This window comes from Paenibacillus sp. NPDC058367, assembly GCF_042723305.1.
Lineage (GTDB): Bacteria > Bacillota > Bacilli > Paenibacillales > Paenibacillaceae > Paenibacillus_AQ.
The window spans coordinates 74856-91134 of record NZ_JBHXIZ010000006.1 but is presented as its reverse complement, the minus strand read 5'-3'; the positions used below and the strand labels follow the sequence as shown (position 1 = coordinate 91134).

At 44.4% G+C, this 16279-nt stretch carries 14 protein-coding genes; 5 read left to right on the top strand and 9 right to left on the bottom strand.

Annotation, left to right across the window (positions count from 1 at the left end):
- Nucleotides 1–7: 7 nt before the first annotated feature.
- Together ACFWMP_RS25790 and ACFWMP_RS25785 are read left to right on the top strand one after the other, a co-directional pair.
- Nucleotides 8–730: a glycosyltransferase gene (locus tag ACFWMP_RS25790; RefSeq protein ID WP_379425066.1), complete on the top strand. Its 723-nt coding sequence runs from the start codon at nucleotides 8–10 to the stop codon at nucleotides 728–730.
- Nucleotides 727–1767, top strand: a complete 1041-nt coding sequence (locus ACFWMP_RS25785) for a glycosyltransferase family 4 protein (protein ID WP_042191466.1) — start codon at nucleotides 727–729, stop codon at nucleotides 1765–1767. The genes ACFWMP_RS25790 and ACFWMP_RS25785 overlap by 4 nt, the downstream gene beginning before the upstream one ends.
- A 66-nt stretch (nucleotides 1768–1833) precedes the next feature.
- On the opposite strand, the gene ACFWMP_RS25780 is transcribed toward ACFWMP_RS25785, so the two are convergent.
- The gene (locus tag ACFWMP_RS25780) at nucleotides 1834–2904 is read right to left on the bottom strand and encodes a glycosyltransferase family 4 protein (RefSeq protein ID WP_379425064.1); all 1071 of its coding nucleotides are present in this window, start codon (nucleotides 2902–2904) and stop codon (nucleotides 1834–1836) included.
- Nucleotides 2905–3105: 201 nt separating this feature from the next.
- Here ACFWMP_RS25780 and ACFWMP_RS25775 point away from each other — a divergent pair, with 201 nt between their 5' ends.
- Entirely contained in the window at nucleotides 3106–4209 is a 1104-nt protein-coding gene (locus tag ACFWMP_RS25775) for a YhcN/YlaJ family sporulation lipoprotein (RefSeq protein WP_379425062.1), read from the top strand.
- An 89-nt stretch (nucleotides 4210–4298) separates the two neighbouring features.
- Here the strand turns inward: ACFWMP_RS25775 and nagA are convergent, their stop codons facing one another.
- From nagA to ACFWMP_RS25735, 8 genes are all read right to left on the bottom strand, one after another.
- On the bottom strand, nucleotides 4299–5486 hold the full coding sequence (nagA, locus tag ACFWMP_RS25770; RefSeq protein ID WP_379425060.1) for an N-acetylglucosamine-6-phosphate deacetylase: 1188 nt from the start codon (nucleotides 5484–5486) through the stop codon (nucleotides 4299–4301).
- A complete protein-coding gene (gene nagB, locus ACFWMP_RS25765; protein ID WP_379425058.1) occupies nucleotides 5474–6202 on the bottom strand; it encodes a glucosamine-6-phosphate deaminase in 729 nt (242 codons plus the stop codon). The genes nagA and nagB overlap by 13 nt, the downstream gene beginning before the upstream one ends.
- Nucleotides 6202–7080 carry a MurR/RpiR family transcriptional regulator gene (locus ACFWMP_RS25760; protein WP_042191459.1) on the bottom strand — a complete coding sequence of 293 codons (879 nt, stop codon included), beginning with the start codon at nucleotides 7078–7080 and terminating at the stop codon, nucleotides 6202–6204. The genes nagB and ACFWMP_RS25760 overlap by 1 nt, the downstream gene beginning before the upstream one ends.
- 236 nt (nucleotides 7081–7316) lie before the next feature.
- The gene (locus tag ACFWMP_RS25755; protein WP_042191457.1) at nucleotides 7317–8294 is read right to left on the bottom strand and encodes a LacI family DNA-binding transcriptional regulator; all 978 of its coding nucleotides are present in this window, start codon (nucleotides 8292–8294) and stop codon (nucleotides 7317–7319) included.
- A 290-nt stretch (nucleotides 8295–8584) separates the two neighbouring features.
- Nucleotides 8585–10384: an FTR1 family iron permease gene (locus ACFWMP_RS25750; RefSeq protein WP_379425055.1), complete on the bottom strand. Its 1800-nt coding sequence runs from the start codon at nucleotides 10382–10384 to the stop codon at nucleotides 8585–8587.
- A gap of 58 nt (nucleotides 10385–10442) precedes the next feature.
- On the bottom strand, nucleotides 10443–11774 hold the full coding sequence (efeB, locus tag ACFWMP_RS25745; protein WP_379425054.1) for an iron uptake transporter deferrochelatase/peroxidase subunit: 1332 nt from the start codon (nucleotides 11772–11774) through the stop codon (nucleotides 10443–10445).
- A gap of 5 nt (nucleotides 11775–11779) precedes the next feature.
- Nucleotides 11780–12676, bottom strand: a complete 897-nt coding sequence (gene efeO / locus ACFWMP_RS25740; RefSeq protein WP_379425053.1) for an iron uptake system protein EfeO — start codon at nucleotides 12674–12676, stop codon at nucleotides 11780–11782.
- Nucleotides 12677–13106: 430 nt separating this feature from the next.
- Nucleotides 13107–13274, bottom strand: a complete 168-nt coding sequence (locus tag ACFWMP_RS25735; protein ID WP_179085837.1) for a hypothetical protein — start codon at nucleotides 13272–13274, stop codon at nucleotides 13107–13109.
- A 374-nt stretch (nucleotides 13275–13648) separates the two neighbouring features.
- Between ACFWMP_RS25735 and ACFWMP_RS25730 the strand changes: the two genes are divergently transcribed.
- Nucleotides 13649–14782, top strand: coding sequence for a tyrosine-type recombinase/integrase (locus ACFWMP_RS25730; RefSeq protein WP_379425052.1), 1134 nt, complete (start codon nucleotides 13649–13651; stop codon nucleotides 14780–14782).
- Between the two features lie 932 nt (nucleotides 14783–15714).
- Nucleotides 15715–16185 carry a hypothetical protein gene (locus ACFWMP_RS25725; RefSeq protein WP_379425051.1) on the top strand — a complete coding sequence of 157 codons (471 nt, stop codon included), beginning with the start codon at nucleotides 15715–15717 and terminating at the stop codon, nucleotides 16183–16185.
- Nucleotides 16186–16279 lie beyond the last annotated feature (94 nt).

The window sequence follows — 16279 nt, the reverse complement described above, 5'->3', positions numbered from 1 at the left end:
TGAGCGCATGAGTGAAGAACCTAAAGTGTCGGTGATCATTCCTTTTTATAACTGTCCATATGTGGATCTCGCCATCCAAAGCGTCTTGGAACAAAGTTATTCGAACATAGAGATCATTGTAATCGATGATGGATCTACTCTTTGGATGGAGAAGCTTGAGCCCTTCAAGGATAAGATTATTTATATACGAAAAAGCAATGGAGGAACCGCCTCCGCGCTAAACAAAGGTATAGGAGTGGCTACCGGAACTTATTTTGCCTGGCTAAGTGCTGACGATTTATTTCATCCGAAAAAAATTAATCGCCAGATGCAAATGCTCAAGAGCACAGATACTTTGTTTAATTATACAGCCTATTATTATGTAAACGAGCAGGGTGGGCGGATTTCAGAGACGATAAGTATGATTTTTGACAGCAGGACACAGTTTATTGAGACCATGATGTTAGGCTGTCCGGTGAATGGAAGTACGGTTCTTCTCCATATGGATATCTTCCGCACAGTAGGAAAATTTAATGAGAAATTGTTGTATACACAAGATTATGATCTATGGCTGCGTATTTTGCCGTATTATACATGGTCTTATATAGAGGAACCGCTGCTTGATTACCGAGTTCATAACGAAATGGGCTCAGTGATTCACAAAGAGGAGCAGAAAAAGGAGATTGAGCAGGTACAAGCAAGACATCGCCGGGTTCTATCACGCTTGTTGCAAAAGGAGAGAGGGAAATGAAATTAATATTTCCTGTTCTAACTCTAACTAGGGGCGGGGCGCAGCGTATGCTCACGGAGCTGGCTAATCGTCTGACAGAAATGGGTCATGAAGTGACGATCCTCTTACCCAGTGATGGTGTCGTAGAATACGAGATGAAATGTAAACTGATCTATGCACAAGAAGGAGAACTGGCAGCAAGCGATTTTCCTGCAGGAGATGTGATTATCTCCAACTTCTATACCACAGTCGAAGTATCACAGCGGGCAAGTGAAGAGGGGAAAGGCATTCATGTTCGATTGGCGCTTTGTTATGAGCCTACCTTTTTACCTGACAATAGCCGTTCTTTTTCATCGTATAATATTGCACCTAACCTACTGGTTCTATCACACTGGCAACAAGGAATTGTCCAGATGAACCATGGGATTAAAGGGAGAATCGTACCGATCGGGGTAGGTCCTGTTTTTAAAAATACGAAAATCCGTGATCGTAATAAAAGGCTGGTAATTTCCGCGATTATGCGCAAACCAGAGGGCGGATTCTCAGCTCACCGTGAGCAGGATTATTTACTTCAGCAATTAAACAAGGTTAAAGCCCACCATCCAGAGGTTGAAATATATTTAATTTCTCCTCCCGGAGAACAAGCGGAATCTGCAACGCTACAAGCCCTAGTGAACGACGAACGTTACCAAATAAGAACTCCAGCGAATGATACAGAACTTTGTTTCCACTATAGTGAGAGCGACATTTTTGTAAGTTCGAGTACGTATGATACAGGTTCGTTACCAGGGATTGAGGCTATGCGTTGTGGTGCAGCGCTCGTTACGGTTTACGCCGGTGGGAATAAGGAATATTGTACACATGGTCATAACTGTTTAATGTCCTACCGGTTTGAGAATCGGCTTGCAGATGACATTATAACCTTAATCAGAGACCCGTCTTTACGCCGTCGATTGGCTCGTAAGGGTGAAGAGGTTTCACAGGATTTCACTTGGGAAAAAAGTACTCGAATATTTCAAAATATGTTATTTGAGATTGTATCAAGAAATCCATCTTAGTATGTCCCAAAATTATAAAAGAACCTTCAAATCCACAAAAAAAGTGGTTTGAAGGTTCTTTTGCAGTTAGAAAATGGCAAAGGAGTTCATCATTTCACGAAAAGACTGCGCATATTTTTCCGTACCGTAACGTGAAACCATATAATTTCTTCCTTGCTGGCGGAGTGCATTTCGCATTGGCATATTGTTCATTAGCTCTAGCCCTTCATTGACGGCCGTTTGGATGTTGCCAAGAGGATAAAATTTACCTGAAATATTATGCACAATAAAAGATCTAACGCCGTCGGAATCCGTGCTAAGTACGGGACAAGTGCAGCAAATGGCTTCCGCAACGGCATATCCAAATCCCTCTGTAACCGAGGTGGATAACAGAAACCCACCAGAATTGGCTATCGAGGAATAATAAATCGGCATCACATGATTTGGAATATTGGTAAAGGTACTCAGACGGTCATTTAGACCTAAGGTTTGCAATTCTTCTTGGAAGAGCCGCTTTTGATCCTCTGTGGCTAGTTCAGGATCATGAAACATCCATAAATGAAGGTTTGGTTTGTGAAGGCGAATTTGATGGGCAATTCTCAAATATTCGCGCCAATTTTTGTTGCTTTCCAGACGCCCGACCCAAGCGATGACCGGATCAGCGGGAGGCTCAGCAGGGATGTGCTGGAAGGACTGAACATCAACAATGTTGGGAATGACATACCGATGTAGCCATGGACAGATTTCAATAAACAGCTCCAGTAAATGATCCGTTGGTGGGATTAAGACAGCATTACAGTAGGAGCGGAAATAAGGAATAGCGTCTTTAATTAGATCTTCCGCATGACTCCGTTTTCCAAGTCCTTGAGATTCGTATATCAAAATACCGCCATAACCGAGCTCACGCAGACGCTTAAGCAATAAATAATCGGATGTAACAATAATGGCATCATAGTTATGTGTCTCAAGTACTTCTTTAATCTCCTCATCTATAGAGGAAATGAAGACCGGAAAGTTAGCCTTATTCTGGCTTCCTGAACCAGGCATTAGATATAAAACATGACATTCGATCCCATTACGCTGGAGACTCTCGCACCGCAGTTTATTTAAAGTCTCCACCCCGCCACTCGGTATATAAAACGTGAATAAAACTTTCATGCACGTGCCTCCTGACTTTTGCGGAGCAATACCGACTCGTTGAAATACAGCTTACTGTTTATAAGATACGCCGATGTGCATTCGCAGGTGACGGTAAACAGACATAGTTCCAAATCCTTTCAGGATAGCTTGTTCTTCGGAAGGTCATGCTAACGACTGTTACGCTGCACACATACAACAATAGAGATGGAGGATGAATTCATGATGCGATCCAAGATCAGCATGTCAGTCTCAGCCGCATTACTTCTAGGCTTGGTGAGTATTACAGGGTGTGGGACGAACACGGCAGGAAAGACTAATGTGCAAACTAATAGTGTCCGGGGGGTAAATGACGGACGTATCGGTGTAAACTCCGTGCGCGGAGGAACAATGGGTACGCATAATATTACAAAAATGGAGGTCAGTCAGGAGCTTGCTGATCGTATTGCTGCTATGCCTGAAGTTCGCACTGCGAACGTAATGCTGGCAGGTAAAAATGCGTATGTCGCTGTAACGTTACATGATACAACTACTGGTCTTCGAGCCAAAGGTACTACATCTTATCGAGCCAAATCGTCTACAGTTCCTCACAATTATGGACCGACTGGAGTAATGTCGGGTACAGGAAGAGTGAAAATAGGACGCGATGGAATGAATGATACAGGGGCCGTAACGAATGGAACGAACGGAACCTTAAGAGGCACTATGAATACAGTTCCTGGTACAACAAGCACTGGACCTGCAACACTTGGCATGGGTACTCACAGAAATGGAACAACCGGAATGGGAAGTTTGGGAACAGGTACTGGAACGACTGGGACAAGAACCCATACTTATAATAATGGACCTCTGCTGAATAGCAACGGTTCGAAACGTGATGTCAATATGGGGATGGGTATTGGTAACGGAATGGGCCTGGGAACCAGAAATGCAACCGGAACCGGGACAGGAATGACAGATGGTTTAGGGACTGGAATGGGTATTCGCAGTACCACTCCAAACTACACCAATAGTACGCATGGTACGAATTACAGAAGTAATTCGACTCACATGAACAGTACTCATTCGACTCACATGAACAATACAAATAACACTATGAATATGAAAGAAACAGATACAGTAACTAAAGAAATTAAAGCGAAAATCGCTGCTGAAGTTAAAAAACATGATGCAACGATTAAGGATGTATATGTATCAGCAAACCCAGACTTTGTTGAGCGTGTTAACGTTTATGCAGAAGAGGCCCGTGCGGGTCATCCAATCAAGGGTTTTGTGGATGAATTCCGAACGATGGTTGAACGAATTTTCCCAACACGTAATTATTAATCAATAGTTCGATTTTATAAACCAAAAAAAAGCAACAGTCCTCACCTTTGTGGCGAGAATTGTTGCTTTTTTATTATATAACCACCTTATTAAATGGTAATTGGGCGACCGCCAATCCATACGCCTTGCAAATTCAATTCAGCGTCAAGACGCAGGATATCACCACGTTTTCCGGCTTCCAAGGTACCGATGGAACGCTCCATTCCAATGGATATCGCCGGAGTAAGGCTTGCAGCACGTGAGGCTTCTTCTAAGGTGAGCCCTACTTCTTGTACGAGATAACGGAAGCCACGAATCATGGTAAGTGTACTACCCGCCAAAGCGGCAGGGTTATCTTTAAGTGTGGCGATGCCATCTTGAACCAGCACAGGTAAATCACCGATTGTATATTCGCCATCACTAAGACCAGTTGCAGACATGGCATCTGTAATTAATAACAAATTGTTATCTTTTTTTAGATTAGCCACTAGAGAAATCGCTGCAGGATGAACATGTATGCCATCGGCGATGATCTCCGCACGTATGCGTTTATCGAACAGTACAGCACCAGCAGTTCCAGGCTTGCGGTGATGTAATGGTGTCATTGCATTAAACATATGCACGGCTTGATTTAATCCGGCATCTGCCGCGGCAATAACCTCTTCAAAGGAAGCATCGGTGTGACCGAGAGCAGCGGTAATACCATGCTTACGTAGCCAGAGGATAGCTTCTAGTGCACCTTCGCGTTCCGGAGCCAATGTGACTTGCCGGATCATGCCCGGATAATCATTCTCCCATTGTTCCAGCCACTCAATATTGGCAAGAACAATATGCTCAGGATTCTGAGCGCCGGACCATTTCGGGCTGATGAACGGTCCTTCCAAATGCATGCCCGCGATTTGTGTGTATGGCATCTCAGTGGCGCGATATGCGTTTATTTCAGCAAATACTTGGTCAATGGCTGGCTTAGAGGCAGTCATAGTCGTAGCCAGCATGGTAGTTGTGCCTTGGGAACTGTGAAATTTAGTGATGGTATTTAATGATTCAGCATCACTATACATAAAGTCGTGGCCAGCTCCACCATGTACATGCACATCTACAAATCCAGGGATGAGCAGGTCTTCCGAAGCTTGACCATCAGCTGGCCAGTGCGCGTAAGCCTCTGGAAGCCATGCTGCCTCGCCGGCATAATGAATTTGCTCACCTGATACGGCAATCACGCCATGCTCAATTAATCCTTGGGGAGTCAGAACCTTACCAAACAGTAATTTTCCTGGTTCTTTATTTATTTCAGCCATTTTCCTGCTCCTTCATCTACAAGGACGATTACATTCGGATGGCTCTGCAGTAAAGATGCAGGGCATTGGGTAGTAATCGGACCTTCAACGGCATTCCGGATGGCTTCAGCTTTGCCAGCACCGCGTACTAACAATAGAATCTGGCGAGCTTTGAGAATGCCTCCGATGCCCATGGTTATTGCTTGCCGAGGTACATCGTCCAAAGAGTCGAAGAATCTGGCATTTGCTTCCCGTGTGTCTTCAAGCAAATCAACGACATGGGTTTTGCTGCTCAGATTGGTATCTGGTTCATTGAAACCGATATGACCGTTGCTTCCAATCCCGAGGATCTGCAAGTCAACCGGTCCGTTCTCTTCCAGCATTTTGTCGTATGCGAGGCACTCCGCTTCCATATCTGCTGCATTGCCGTTAGGGATATGTGTCTGTCCTGGATCAATATCAATATGATTGAATAATTGCTCGTTCATGAAACTGCGATAGCTCTGCGGGTGATCAACAGGCAATCCGATATACTCATCCAAATTGAAGGAAGTGGCTTTCGCGAAGCTTACAAGTCCTTTTTGGTGCATTTCGACCAATTTGGCATAAACACCAACTGGGGAACTTCCGGTCGCTAGACCGAGCACCGCTTTTGGATTGCTTTGAAGCAGGCTGGCGATAAGATTCGCACCCGTTTGTACAAAATCTTCATCACTATTGAACTTAAGAATATTCATTAAGATTGACCTCCTCGTTTGTTTCGGTAATGTTGGACATTCAAATAAGATTGCTCCAGTCTAGGAATAAAATCCCCAAAACGGGTGCTGACCATTCCAGTAAACAAAATATCAATGATGTGTAGCTGGGCAATACGTGAAGCCATATCTCCTCGGCGCATTCCTTTTTCCAGAGAAGAGGAGAAGAGTGGAATATCAGCCAGAGTTGCCAAGGTGCTGCTGCCGTAAGAGGTTAGAGCGATGGTGCTTGCTCCGCTGGCTTTGGCACAAGTTAAAGCATCAATGGTCTCTGGGGTTTCTCCGGAATACGATACTGCGAATACGACATCGCCTTCAGATAGCGAAGAGGCAGATGTAATCTGCATATGGGAATCAGCGAAAGCGGTGCAATTCACGCCAATGCGGATCAGCTTCTGATAGAAATCTTGTGCGACAATGGAGGAAGTCGCCATCCCGTAAAGATCCACTCGCCGTGCTTGGCACAATAAATTAACGGCTGCTTGTAATCGTTCCAGATCTAGGAGTGAAGTAGTATCCCGGATGGATGTCAGGTGGTTCGTTTGCATCGCTTCCACAATTACGGAAAGCGGGTTACCTGCAACGATATCCTGATAAGAAGAACCGCCATCCTGAGGCGCTGCATCGCTATGAGCAATTTCAGCCGCCAGCTTTACTTTGAAATCTGGGAAGCCTTTAAAATGTAGAACCTTACAAAAACGTGTGATAGTAGCAGGACTAATACCGCATTGCTCCGCGAGTTCTGTGATGCCCATATGAACGATTTCACCTGGTGATGACAGGATCCGTTCCGCCAGCTTGCGCTCCATTTGAGACAGCTTGGACTTTTCATGCTCAAGTGCATATAAAATTGGGGACATCAATCCACCTCGACTTCTAATGTAACTTTTTAAAATTATTTTTAAAATTACTTCTTCAAATAAGAAAATTATTTTCATACTCAGAATAAAACAAAATCTATCCGGATGCAAGGGGTAAAAATGAATACAATAAGGATAATATGCGAGAATTATTAGTCTCTCTTCTATTTAAATAAAAACGGCCCACTCACAGAAGACAGCGAGGTGGACCGTTTTTGAACAATACCTGAAACGTGCTATACCGTAGAACGTTCAATAATGCGATACTCAAGCTTACGGTGTACAGGATGACTATCATTATTTTGGATCTGATCATAAATGATCCGAAAAGCTGTAACGCCCATTTCGGGTAACTGGTTATCTATGGTGGTTAGACCTAAAAGTCGTCCGATCGGCTGGTCGTCAAATCCGATGACGGCCAGATCCTCAGGAATACGGATACCGTTCTTCCACGCTTCGATGATTAGACCGGCTGCCACATGATCGCCTGAAATAATTAGGGCATTAGGCCGGTTCTTCATTTTCAGCAGTTGGTGCAGTACACGTCCACCGTCCTCTTCATTCATACAGTTATACATCATCCATTCTTCCTGAAAAGGCTGGCCTGTAGCGGCTAGAAAGTCACTAAAGGCAATTTGCCGGATAGAACTACTGCTGCCATGTTGTCTGCCTTCACAGTAACCTATCTGTTCATACCCCTTATCATGCAAGTACTGCAGGCCGGAGCGAAAAGCGGAATAATGTTCGATATACACAGAAGAGAAGCGGCGTTCACCTCTATCTTGGCAGATGACTATCGGGCCATATGCTGTATATTCATCAATGACTTCTGAGCTCATTCTCGTAGATACAATTACCACGCCGTCAATTTCTTTGTTGCGCAGCATCTCCAGTACCTTGAGTTCTTCTTCATGGCGGTAATCGGTCTGGCACAGAATCAAGCGGTATTGCGCTAGCAACGCTTCTTGGGCTAAGCCTTCAATAATTACAGAAAAATAAAAAATGTTGATATTAGGGATAATAACGGCAATGGCGTGGGTACGGCCGGTAATTAGATGCACGGCATTCATATTACGCGTGTAGTTTAACTTTTCAATCGTATTTAAAACAGCGGTTCGTTTGGTTTCACTTACATAAGGATGATTATTGAGTACTCGCGAGACCGTTGTCACGGAAACACCAGCCATACGGGCGATTTCTTTTATATTAGCCATTCGAGAACAACAGCCTCCCTTTGGTGTTTGTGTGTAGTGTCTAGTCTTTTTATTCTATCATATCGTCCGTAAATTACTTTGCAAATAAAAAGCTTGCTATGGAATCCATTTCATAAATTAGACTGTAGTTGCAAGGGATTACCGGACTAAACCGGCGTAACCTAACGGGCGTGACGGACCGGTACATCTAGTTTCATTTTTAATGTAAAGGTCCTAGGATCGGCTTCATTTAAAATCTACAAAAAACGGTTGTCATCGTTAAAAGATGACAACCGTTTTTTTCTTTGTAGCTATACAGTTTGTGACGCTTTTGGTGCTCTATTGCGTAGCATCTCCCACACAATAAACGCAAGGACAAGCATCTGAGGCACTAAAGTTTCCCAAGTTGGATACATCCCGAGCCAGCTAATAGAAGGTAATCCATCCTGTACATGTGCGGGTAGTTTCCCTGCGACTTGAAGGGAGTGAATGCTCTCTCCAAGAAAGCGAAATACTAAATAGTAAATAAGAAGTGTAGCTGTACGGAAGAAGGCGGCAATCGGCAATTTCGCACTTAAGGCAATAATTGCGTAACCTACAATTGCTAGAATGACTAGAGCACTACCGATCCCTAGCAGCAATTGAGACACTTTAATGGAAGGGGCCATCCCTACATAAAAAATGGTGGTTTCTGCTCCTTCACGTAAAATCGCAAGCGCTGCTACGGAGGATAAAGACCAGAGATTGCCCTTGGCTAATGCTCCATCCACTTGCCGTCCAACATAGTTGTTCCAATTTGCGGTATTTGATTTACTATGCAGCCAGCGTCCAATGGTAAGCATCATAATGACGGCTACAAGACCTGTGATGCCTTCTATCATCTCGCGTGCTCCACCAGATGCCGCGCGGGAAATGGTATAGGTGAGTAGAACGGCTAATCCGATACTCGCTACAAGTCCTACAGCTGCGCCAGACCAAATCCATTTCTGTGCTTTTGTGTTCCCATCACGTTTCAGGTAGGCAAGAAGGGCAGACAATACGAGAATCGCCTCCAGTCCTTCACGCAGAAGAATTAGCGCAGCATCCCAAGCATTATAGGTTGTCTCACCAGCCAAAGGAGTCAGCTCAGTGACCATATTATCCATGATCTTTAAGGCTTGATCTAGCTTAGGTGGATTAGAGAGCAGATAGCCAGTGACTGCTGCACTTTCGTTCTCAATATTGGTATATACCGCTGGAGATGCGATCTGTACTTGTCCTTCAGCAGAGGGCCAATCTACGATGAATTGCTCCATGATATTAGCTGCTTCTGCGCTGTTGCCTGCTTTGGCGGTGGAAGAAGCTTTGTTGAGATGGCTGATCAGTCCTTCAATAGATGCTGGTTTACCGGAAGTATCCCCAGCATCTATTGCTTTGCCTTCACTGTAATCAGCAAGCAGCTGATATAAGGCTTCTGCTTCTGATTTCGCCGACTCCTCGCGGAGCGGTTCTGCCTGCAGCGCGATGCGCAACAGGCTGATCTTCGTCTCCAGCAAGCTGTAGACGGCGGAATTGTCGGCCCGGATGTTGCGCTCTGCCGGCTTCCATCCGCTGACGATGTCGCGGTACGCTGCCGCTGCCGCGCTCCAGTCGGCGCTGCGCACCGCATCCCGCGTGCGCTCCGCCGCGGGCAACAGCTTCGCCGCCGTCTCGCGACCGGCGGATCCAGTGTCACCGCCGTCCGTGCCGGAGGCGGCGGTGACATACGCGTCCACGCTTCTTGCGAGCGTGGACAGTGCCGTTTTGGCGGGCGCACCATCGCCCGCCGCAAGGGCCGCCGCCGCGTCTGCAAGCGCGGCGTCAACGGCGGCAGCAGGACCGGCAAGTGCCGGGTCCGGCGTGTTCTCGTTCGCGGTGCGCCATAGCGCAGCGAACGCTTCTACATCGGCGGCGGCCGCGTCCCAGCGGCTCTGGCCGGCTTCGACGAGCGCGCTGCCGACAGACGGCAGCAGTTCGTCGACCGAGCCATCACCCTTCGCCCCCGCCGGGTTAGAAAGCATCAGTATACATATGATGCTAAACAGAATCATTACGGCTGCCTTCGATAGCAGCCGTTTATTAAGAGAGTACATCGGGATAATCCCCTTTCAATAATGGACAGGAACATTCGATTGGAAAATTAGGCCTGGCTTAGCCTAAAAGTGCTTCCCCGATGTAGCCGCCTTGGCGAATACCTGGGAAGCAGGCAAATACCGCACTGCCTGTATGCGTCATATATTCGTTTAGCCGATCACTTTTCGAGAGGCGCTGCTGGATCGCAACAAATTGCTTCATTAAATCCCGTTGAAAGCTGATGAATAATAATCCTGCATCGAGTTGACCTGTTGCGATATCTAATCCGCTGGAAATGGAGTAGGAGCGGCGCAGCATTTTGACTGTGCCGTCACCATGCGCTAAGGCTGAATGTGAATCCGGCGGAATGACGGGCTTCCCGGAAGCATCAGCCGCTTTAAGATTCAGATCATCGAATTCATCCTTTGCACCGATAGGTGCTCCGCTATGACGATAACGGCCGAAGGTGGCTTCTTGATCGCTCAGAGAGGAACGGTCCCAGACCTCAATTCGGAAACGTACACGGCGAACTGCCATATAAGTGCCGCCGCTCATCCATGAAGGACCGTCACTGCTGCTGTTCCAGACCACTTCGTTCATTTCTGCTTCGTTCGTAGTATCTGGATTTCCTGTGCCGTCTTTAAAACCTAGAAGATTACGTGGCGTCGCTCCCTTAGGATCTGCTGTTCCTGTGCGCTGGAAGCCTTCCTGTGTCCAGCGGAGTACGGCTGTGCCACGGGCGATACGTGCCAGATTTCGGATGGCATGGAAGGCCACCTGCAGATCATCAGCACATGCTTGGACACAAATATCTCCACCACACCACTTAGGATCCAGGTTGTCTCCCGTAAATGCTGGAAGGTCGGCTAATAGGGTTGGACGCTTGGAAGATAAACCGAATCTGTTGTCAAAAAAAGAAGGACCGACACCAAAGGTAAGCGTACAACGTGAAGGGTTTAAACCATCCACTTCACCTGTATCGGAGGGTGGGAGATTAGGGTTGTCATTGACGTCGCCAATGAGGCTGCCAGTAGTAAGAGAAGCTGCGGCAGTTGTCCATGCTTGCATTAGCTTTTTTACATCGGATAGCTTCGTTGTGGTCAGATCAAAGGATGCAAAGTAAATAAAATTTTGCGCAGGGGTTAGAATGCCGGCCTGATGACTCCCGTAAAAAGGAATGGAATCAGCATCGGAGGCTACTGTTGGCTCAGCTACGGCATTGCGCGCAGCCATAATTCCACCAACACCTCCACCACCTAATAATAGACCAAGGCTAGTGGCGCCAGTAAGCCGCAGCATATCGCGGCGGCTTAGTTTTTTATCTAATATAAGATTGCTCTTGGTTTCTCCATTGAGAGGGGCACCCTCTGCATTCACTGGTACTCCCGTAGATCTATTTTGCTTATTCATGATGATCACACTCCTAGAATAGTTCCCATGTTGGACAATGGCTCAGCCAAGGCATCCAAATTCTGACTCAACTTACGCACATCTTCTTCCTTCAGCTCTTCATAGGAAACATATCCATCTCCAGATTTGAAAGGAGCAAGCTCAGCTTGCAAGGCTGCAAACCGTTCACCAATCGTTTTTTCCAGCTCAGCATCTTTTTTCGCCAGTTCTGGCTTTAACAGCTCGTATATCTTTTGGGCACCTTCAACATTAGCGACGAAATCGTACAGATCTGTGTGGGAGTAACGTTCTTCCTCACCTGTTACTTTAGAAGAAGAAACCTCATTAAGCAGTTCTACAGCACCAGTAACGAGCAGATTGGCATCGATCTCTACGGTCTCTACTTTCGCACGTAGAAGCTGGGCATCTTTCAATAATTGGTCAGCAACTTCGGTCATATCTTTGGTAGTGTTATCCTGCCAGAGTGCCTTTTCAAGCTTATGGAAGCCGCGCCATTCAGCAGCATCTACGTCATTCTCACGGGCATCAATATTCGGATCCAAATCACCAAGTGCTTCTGCAATCGGCTCAATTCGCTCGTAATACATGCGGGCTGGTGCATAAAGTGCCTTTGCATCCTCAATCTTTGCTTCTTTAACTGCATTCGTGAAATTTTCCGTTTGCTTTACAAATTCATCACATTGCTCGATGACATATGTACGATATTGTTCAACCGCTGATGTGAAGTCGGCAGTAGTTGCTGTAGTAGTATCAGATGTATTTGTTGCCTTGGTACTGTTAGCAGCATTTGCAGAGTTATTATTGCTAGTATTGCTATTACTGTTATTGTTGTTACTGGCACACCCGGTAAATAGTATGGAGGCTGCAAGTAGACCTGCAGGCACGGCATATGTGAATTTCATTGAATGAAGCACCCCTTTTTTTATATGTGAATGATAATCGTTATCATTTATGCTGGACTTATCATAAGTCCGTATACATTTACTGTCAATATAAAATTGTGATGTATTTCATAGTTATATTTTGCAAGATAAAAAAACTCCCGGGACTGGGAGTTGAGTTTGTAGAAATATATCTAATTTTGGGGTCCGAAACTCTGCTTAAAATGCGAAAAATTTACTGATAACGTCATCTGGGACCGTAACCCTCTTAAGGAGATGATGAATACACTGTTGAAGCGAGCAGTCAACGACCAACAACACAAAACAGCGATTCTCCAATAATGGATGAATCGCTGCTATGTGCTGCATACAGTTTTTATAATTAACCGGGCTGTCTCATTTATAGGAAAAAGCTACTTATTCGACAGCCTCATTCTGTGTCGTCTTTATTTTATTGTTCATTATGGGATTCATGTTCCGTAGTGGGATGATTTTTGAATACTTCTGCGGCTTCCTCAGCAGAAAATTCCGGTTCGAATTTACCAACTAGTGGCAATTTGTTTAATTTCGTAGTTTGTACCTCTGCCTTAGTAGGTTGATTATTTTTCGAGTTGCTCATACTTACACCTCCTTTTAATAAGAAACAACAAGTTGTAGTTTGCCCTGTAAGGAGATGATTCTATCCAAGAGATTTCAAGTTTTGCGGGTGAATGTCCTCACTAAAGCGGTGTAATAAGCTTCGGATGGTTAAGCCCATTTTGTAGTTATGACAGCACCATTAACTTCATCAATACATAATATGTTTTGACTGTATCCCTTTACCTTGTTATACCAAACAAACCCAGGGCAAGGAGGGGTGACACCATTGAAGGGTATAACACCTTTATTTAAAGTACTTGATATATAAGGGTTTTTATTGAATTTAAATTGCTTTTTTTACGATTTGGTGTTAATTTGGTGTTAATGAGATTGTAAATGATCGGAGGTTGCTCAATGGGAGCGTATAAAGATAAGAACGTTAAAAATAATCCTTGGTACTACTCATTTTATACGGGAACCATTACTAATGGTGTGAGGGACCGCGCGAAAGCACGGGGGTTTAGGACTAAGAAGCTAGCAGAGGCTGCAGAAGCAAAACATAAAACTCAGCTGATGAATGGTGATTATGTTGAACCTCAAAAAGCTATTTTTGGAGACTTCATTGATAACTGGTGCAGGACAAAAAGAAATATATCACCTGAGACAAGGGAGATGTATCAAAACAATATAAGACTCTACATTAAACCAGCTATAGGTGACATTCCATTATCTAAGCTTAATCCACAACATATAGATAACTTTTTAACATTCTTGGTTGAAGAAAAGGAGCTCGCTGAAGAGACTGTTAAACGGGCATTCTCCAATGTAAATACATGTCTAAATGACGCTGTGAAGAAAAAACTAATTAATGATAATCCATGTAAAGCCGTTAACAAGCCAAAGGTAAGTAAAAAAATCATTTCAGTTTGGATGCCTGAGTTTGCATTTGAATTTTTAGAGAAAACTAAAGGGCAAAGTCGTTATTGGGTTGCCACATACATGGCTATGATGACGGGAATGCGACCAGGCGAGATTTTCGGATTACGTTGGTCTGATATTGATTTCAATAATAAAACACTGACTATTGAGCAGACAGTAACCAAAAAGCGCCGTATAAAGAAAGGTGCGAAAACAGACTCAAGTGTTAGAAGTATCGCTCTTTCCGCTGGTACTATCGAGGTATTGAAAGAGCAAAGAGCGTTTATTCTTCAAGAAAGATTATTGTTGGGTTCTGAATATCAAAATAATGATCTAGTAGTGTGTACTTCTTTTGGTGGTCCTGTAACCAGTAGGAGCATTCAACGAATGTGGGATCGACAATTAAAGAAATACGAAGCACCGCATATTACCTTTTATGATCTGAGACATACGCATGTGGCTTTCTTGATCCAACAGAAGGTACACATCAAGGTTATATCTGAAAGATTAGGGCATACCTCGGTGTCGTTCACACTGGACACATATGGGCATTTGCTACCAAACATGCAGTCAGATGCAGCTGAGAGTCTAGATCAACTCCAAAGAGATGTATTAAAAACCACAAAGTAACAGCAGAGAGTAAAGAATAATAGAAGGAAAAACAAAGGATTAGGAATGAGCATTAGGTTTTAGGCGTGTTATATTAGTAGCATAGGAAATCAAGAAAGAGCAGCACCCGACACAAATCAGTACCTGTTTGACGGCGGTAGGTAGCCAAGAGCGTAAAGCCTACAGAGAGTCGCAAGGGTATCATTTGCGGGATAGCTGTTCTTTTTGTTTCCTATAGTATATGTAGTATCATTGATTTAAAAATGATATGGGAGGTTGGAGAGATGGACCTCGAAATAATACATAAGGCACAGGACCTCTTTGGTGAGAGTTACAGTATTATAGAGTATCGAGCAAAGGAGTACGCAAATGCTACCGAGAACAGAATGGTAGACGTACTCAATGTATTGATAACCATCGCACAACGCAGAGGACCGGAGTTAGTTATAAGCGAAAGCAATGTGCGAGCTTTGATAAATGAAGAGGCTTTACACCAACTTATCAAATAAATGAACTCTAAGAAGTCGCCAATAGGTGGCTTTTTTGTTATGGGGTTAGTGTAACAGTAGCACCTCGGATGTTAACGAACAAAAGGTGGAAAAGACCAATTAATGATGTGGTGGCGGAATAGGTAGACGCAAATGTAACGGTGTAGCTAATGGCTTATGTTAAAAGGGCGCTGAGGCTTCAGCAATGTCGGGCATAAAGGAGATACCGCGAAATTTACCAACCAGGGTGCAAATCCTTGCCCACCTCAAATGAGCGATATGCTGGCAACGTCGGGAGGCGTTAGGGCATACCGTTTTCTTGCTCCCAAATGTTTAGAAGATTGGCGAAAAGCATTGTCATATAACTTTAGTTAGAATTCGTAAAAGCGAAAAAATGGATTGAATAATAATATTACTTTTAATTAACAATAAACGAAGTGAAAATTAATTTTAGGGAGGAAAATCATGATTACTCACATTTATCAGAAAAGTCAGAACAGTCCACTAAACAACAGTGCAACTAATAATTTTGGGGGCATTAGCTCTGGGGGTGGGGCTCCAGAATTTTTAAGAGAGGGTGGGGTCGCTACAGAGTTTGACAAGATGAGGTTTTTGAGTAATGAGCCGGTTCTTTGGACACATCCGGGTTCCGATGATCCACAACTTCTAATCGGAAATCTTTATTATCGTCGACCAAGCCCAGCTCAAGATTGGGAGATAAATCGTGAGGCTACTGCGGCATTAGAGTATGTAGGAAAAAAAATTGTTGAAGGCTGGGCAGGTGCTCCAGGTGCAGGTAGATATGAATTTGATCATGTTGAATTGTTGAGAATTGAGAATATGTACACACAAACTAACCATAATTCATGGACTGGGGTAAGGCACTGGGAAGTAAAAGGCACTCCGATTGGAAAACTGTATTACCGAGTGGTATAGAATTGGAAAATAAAGTATGGAGTCGCTGAGAAGCGGCTCTTTCTTTTTGTATTATAAATAGCCCATAATTTAAACCCCAAAAGCTCAGAGGTGA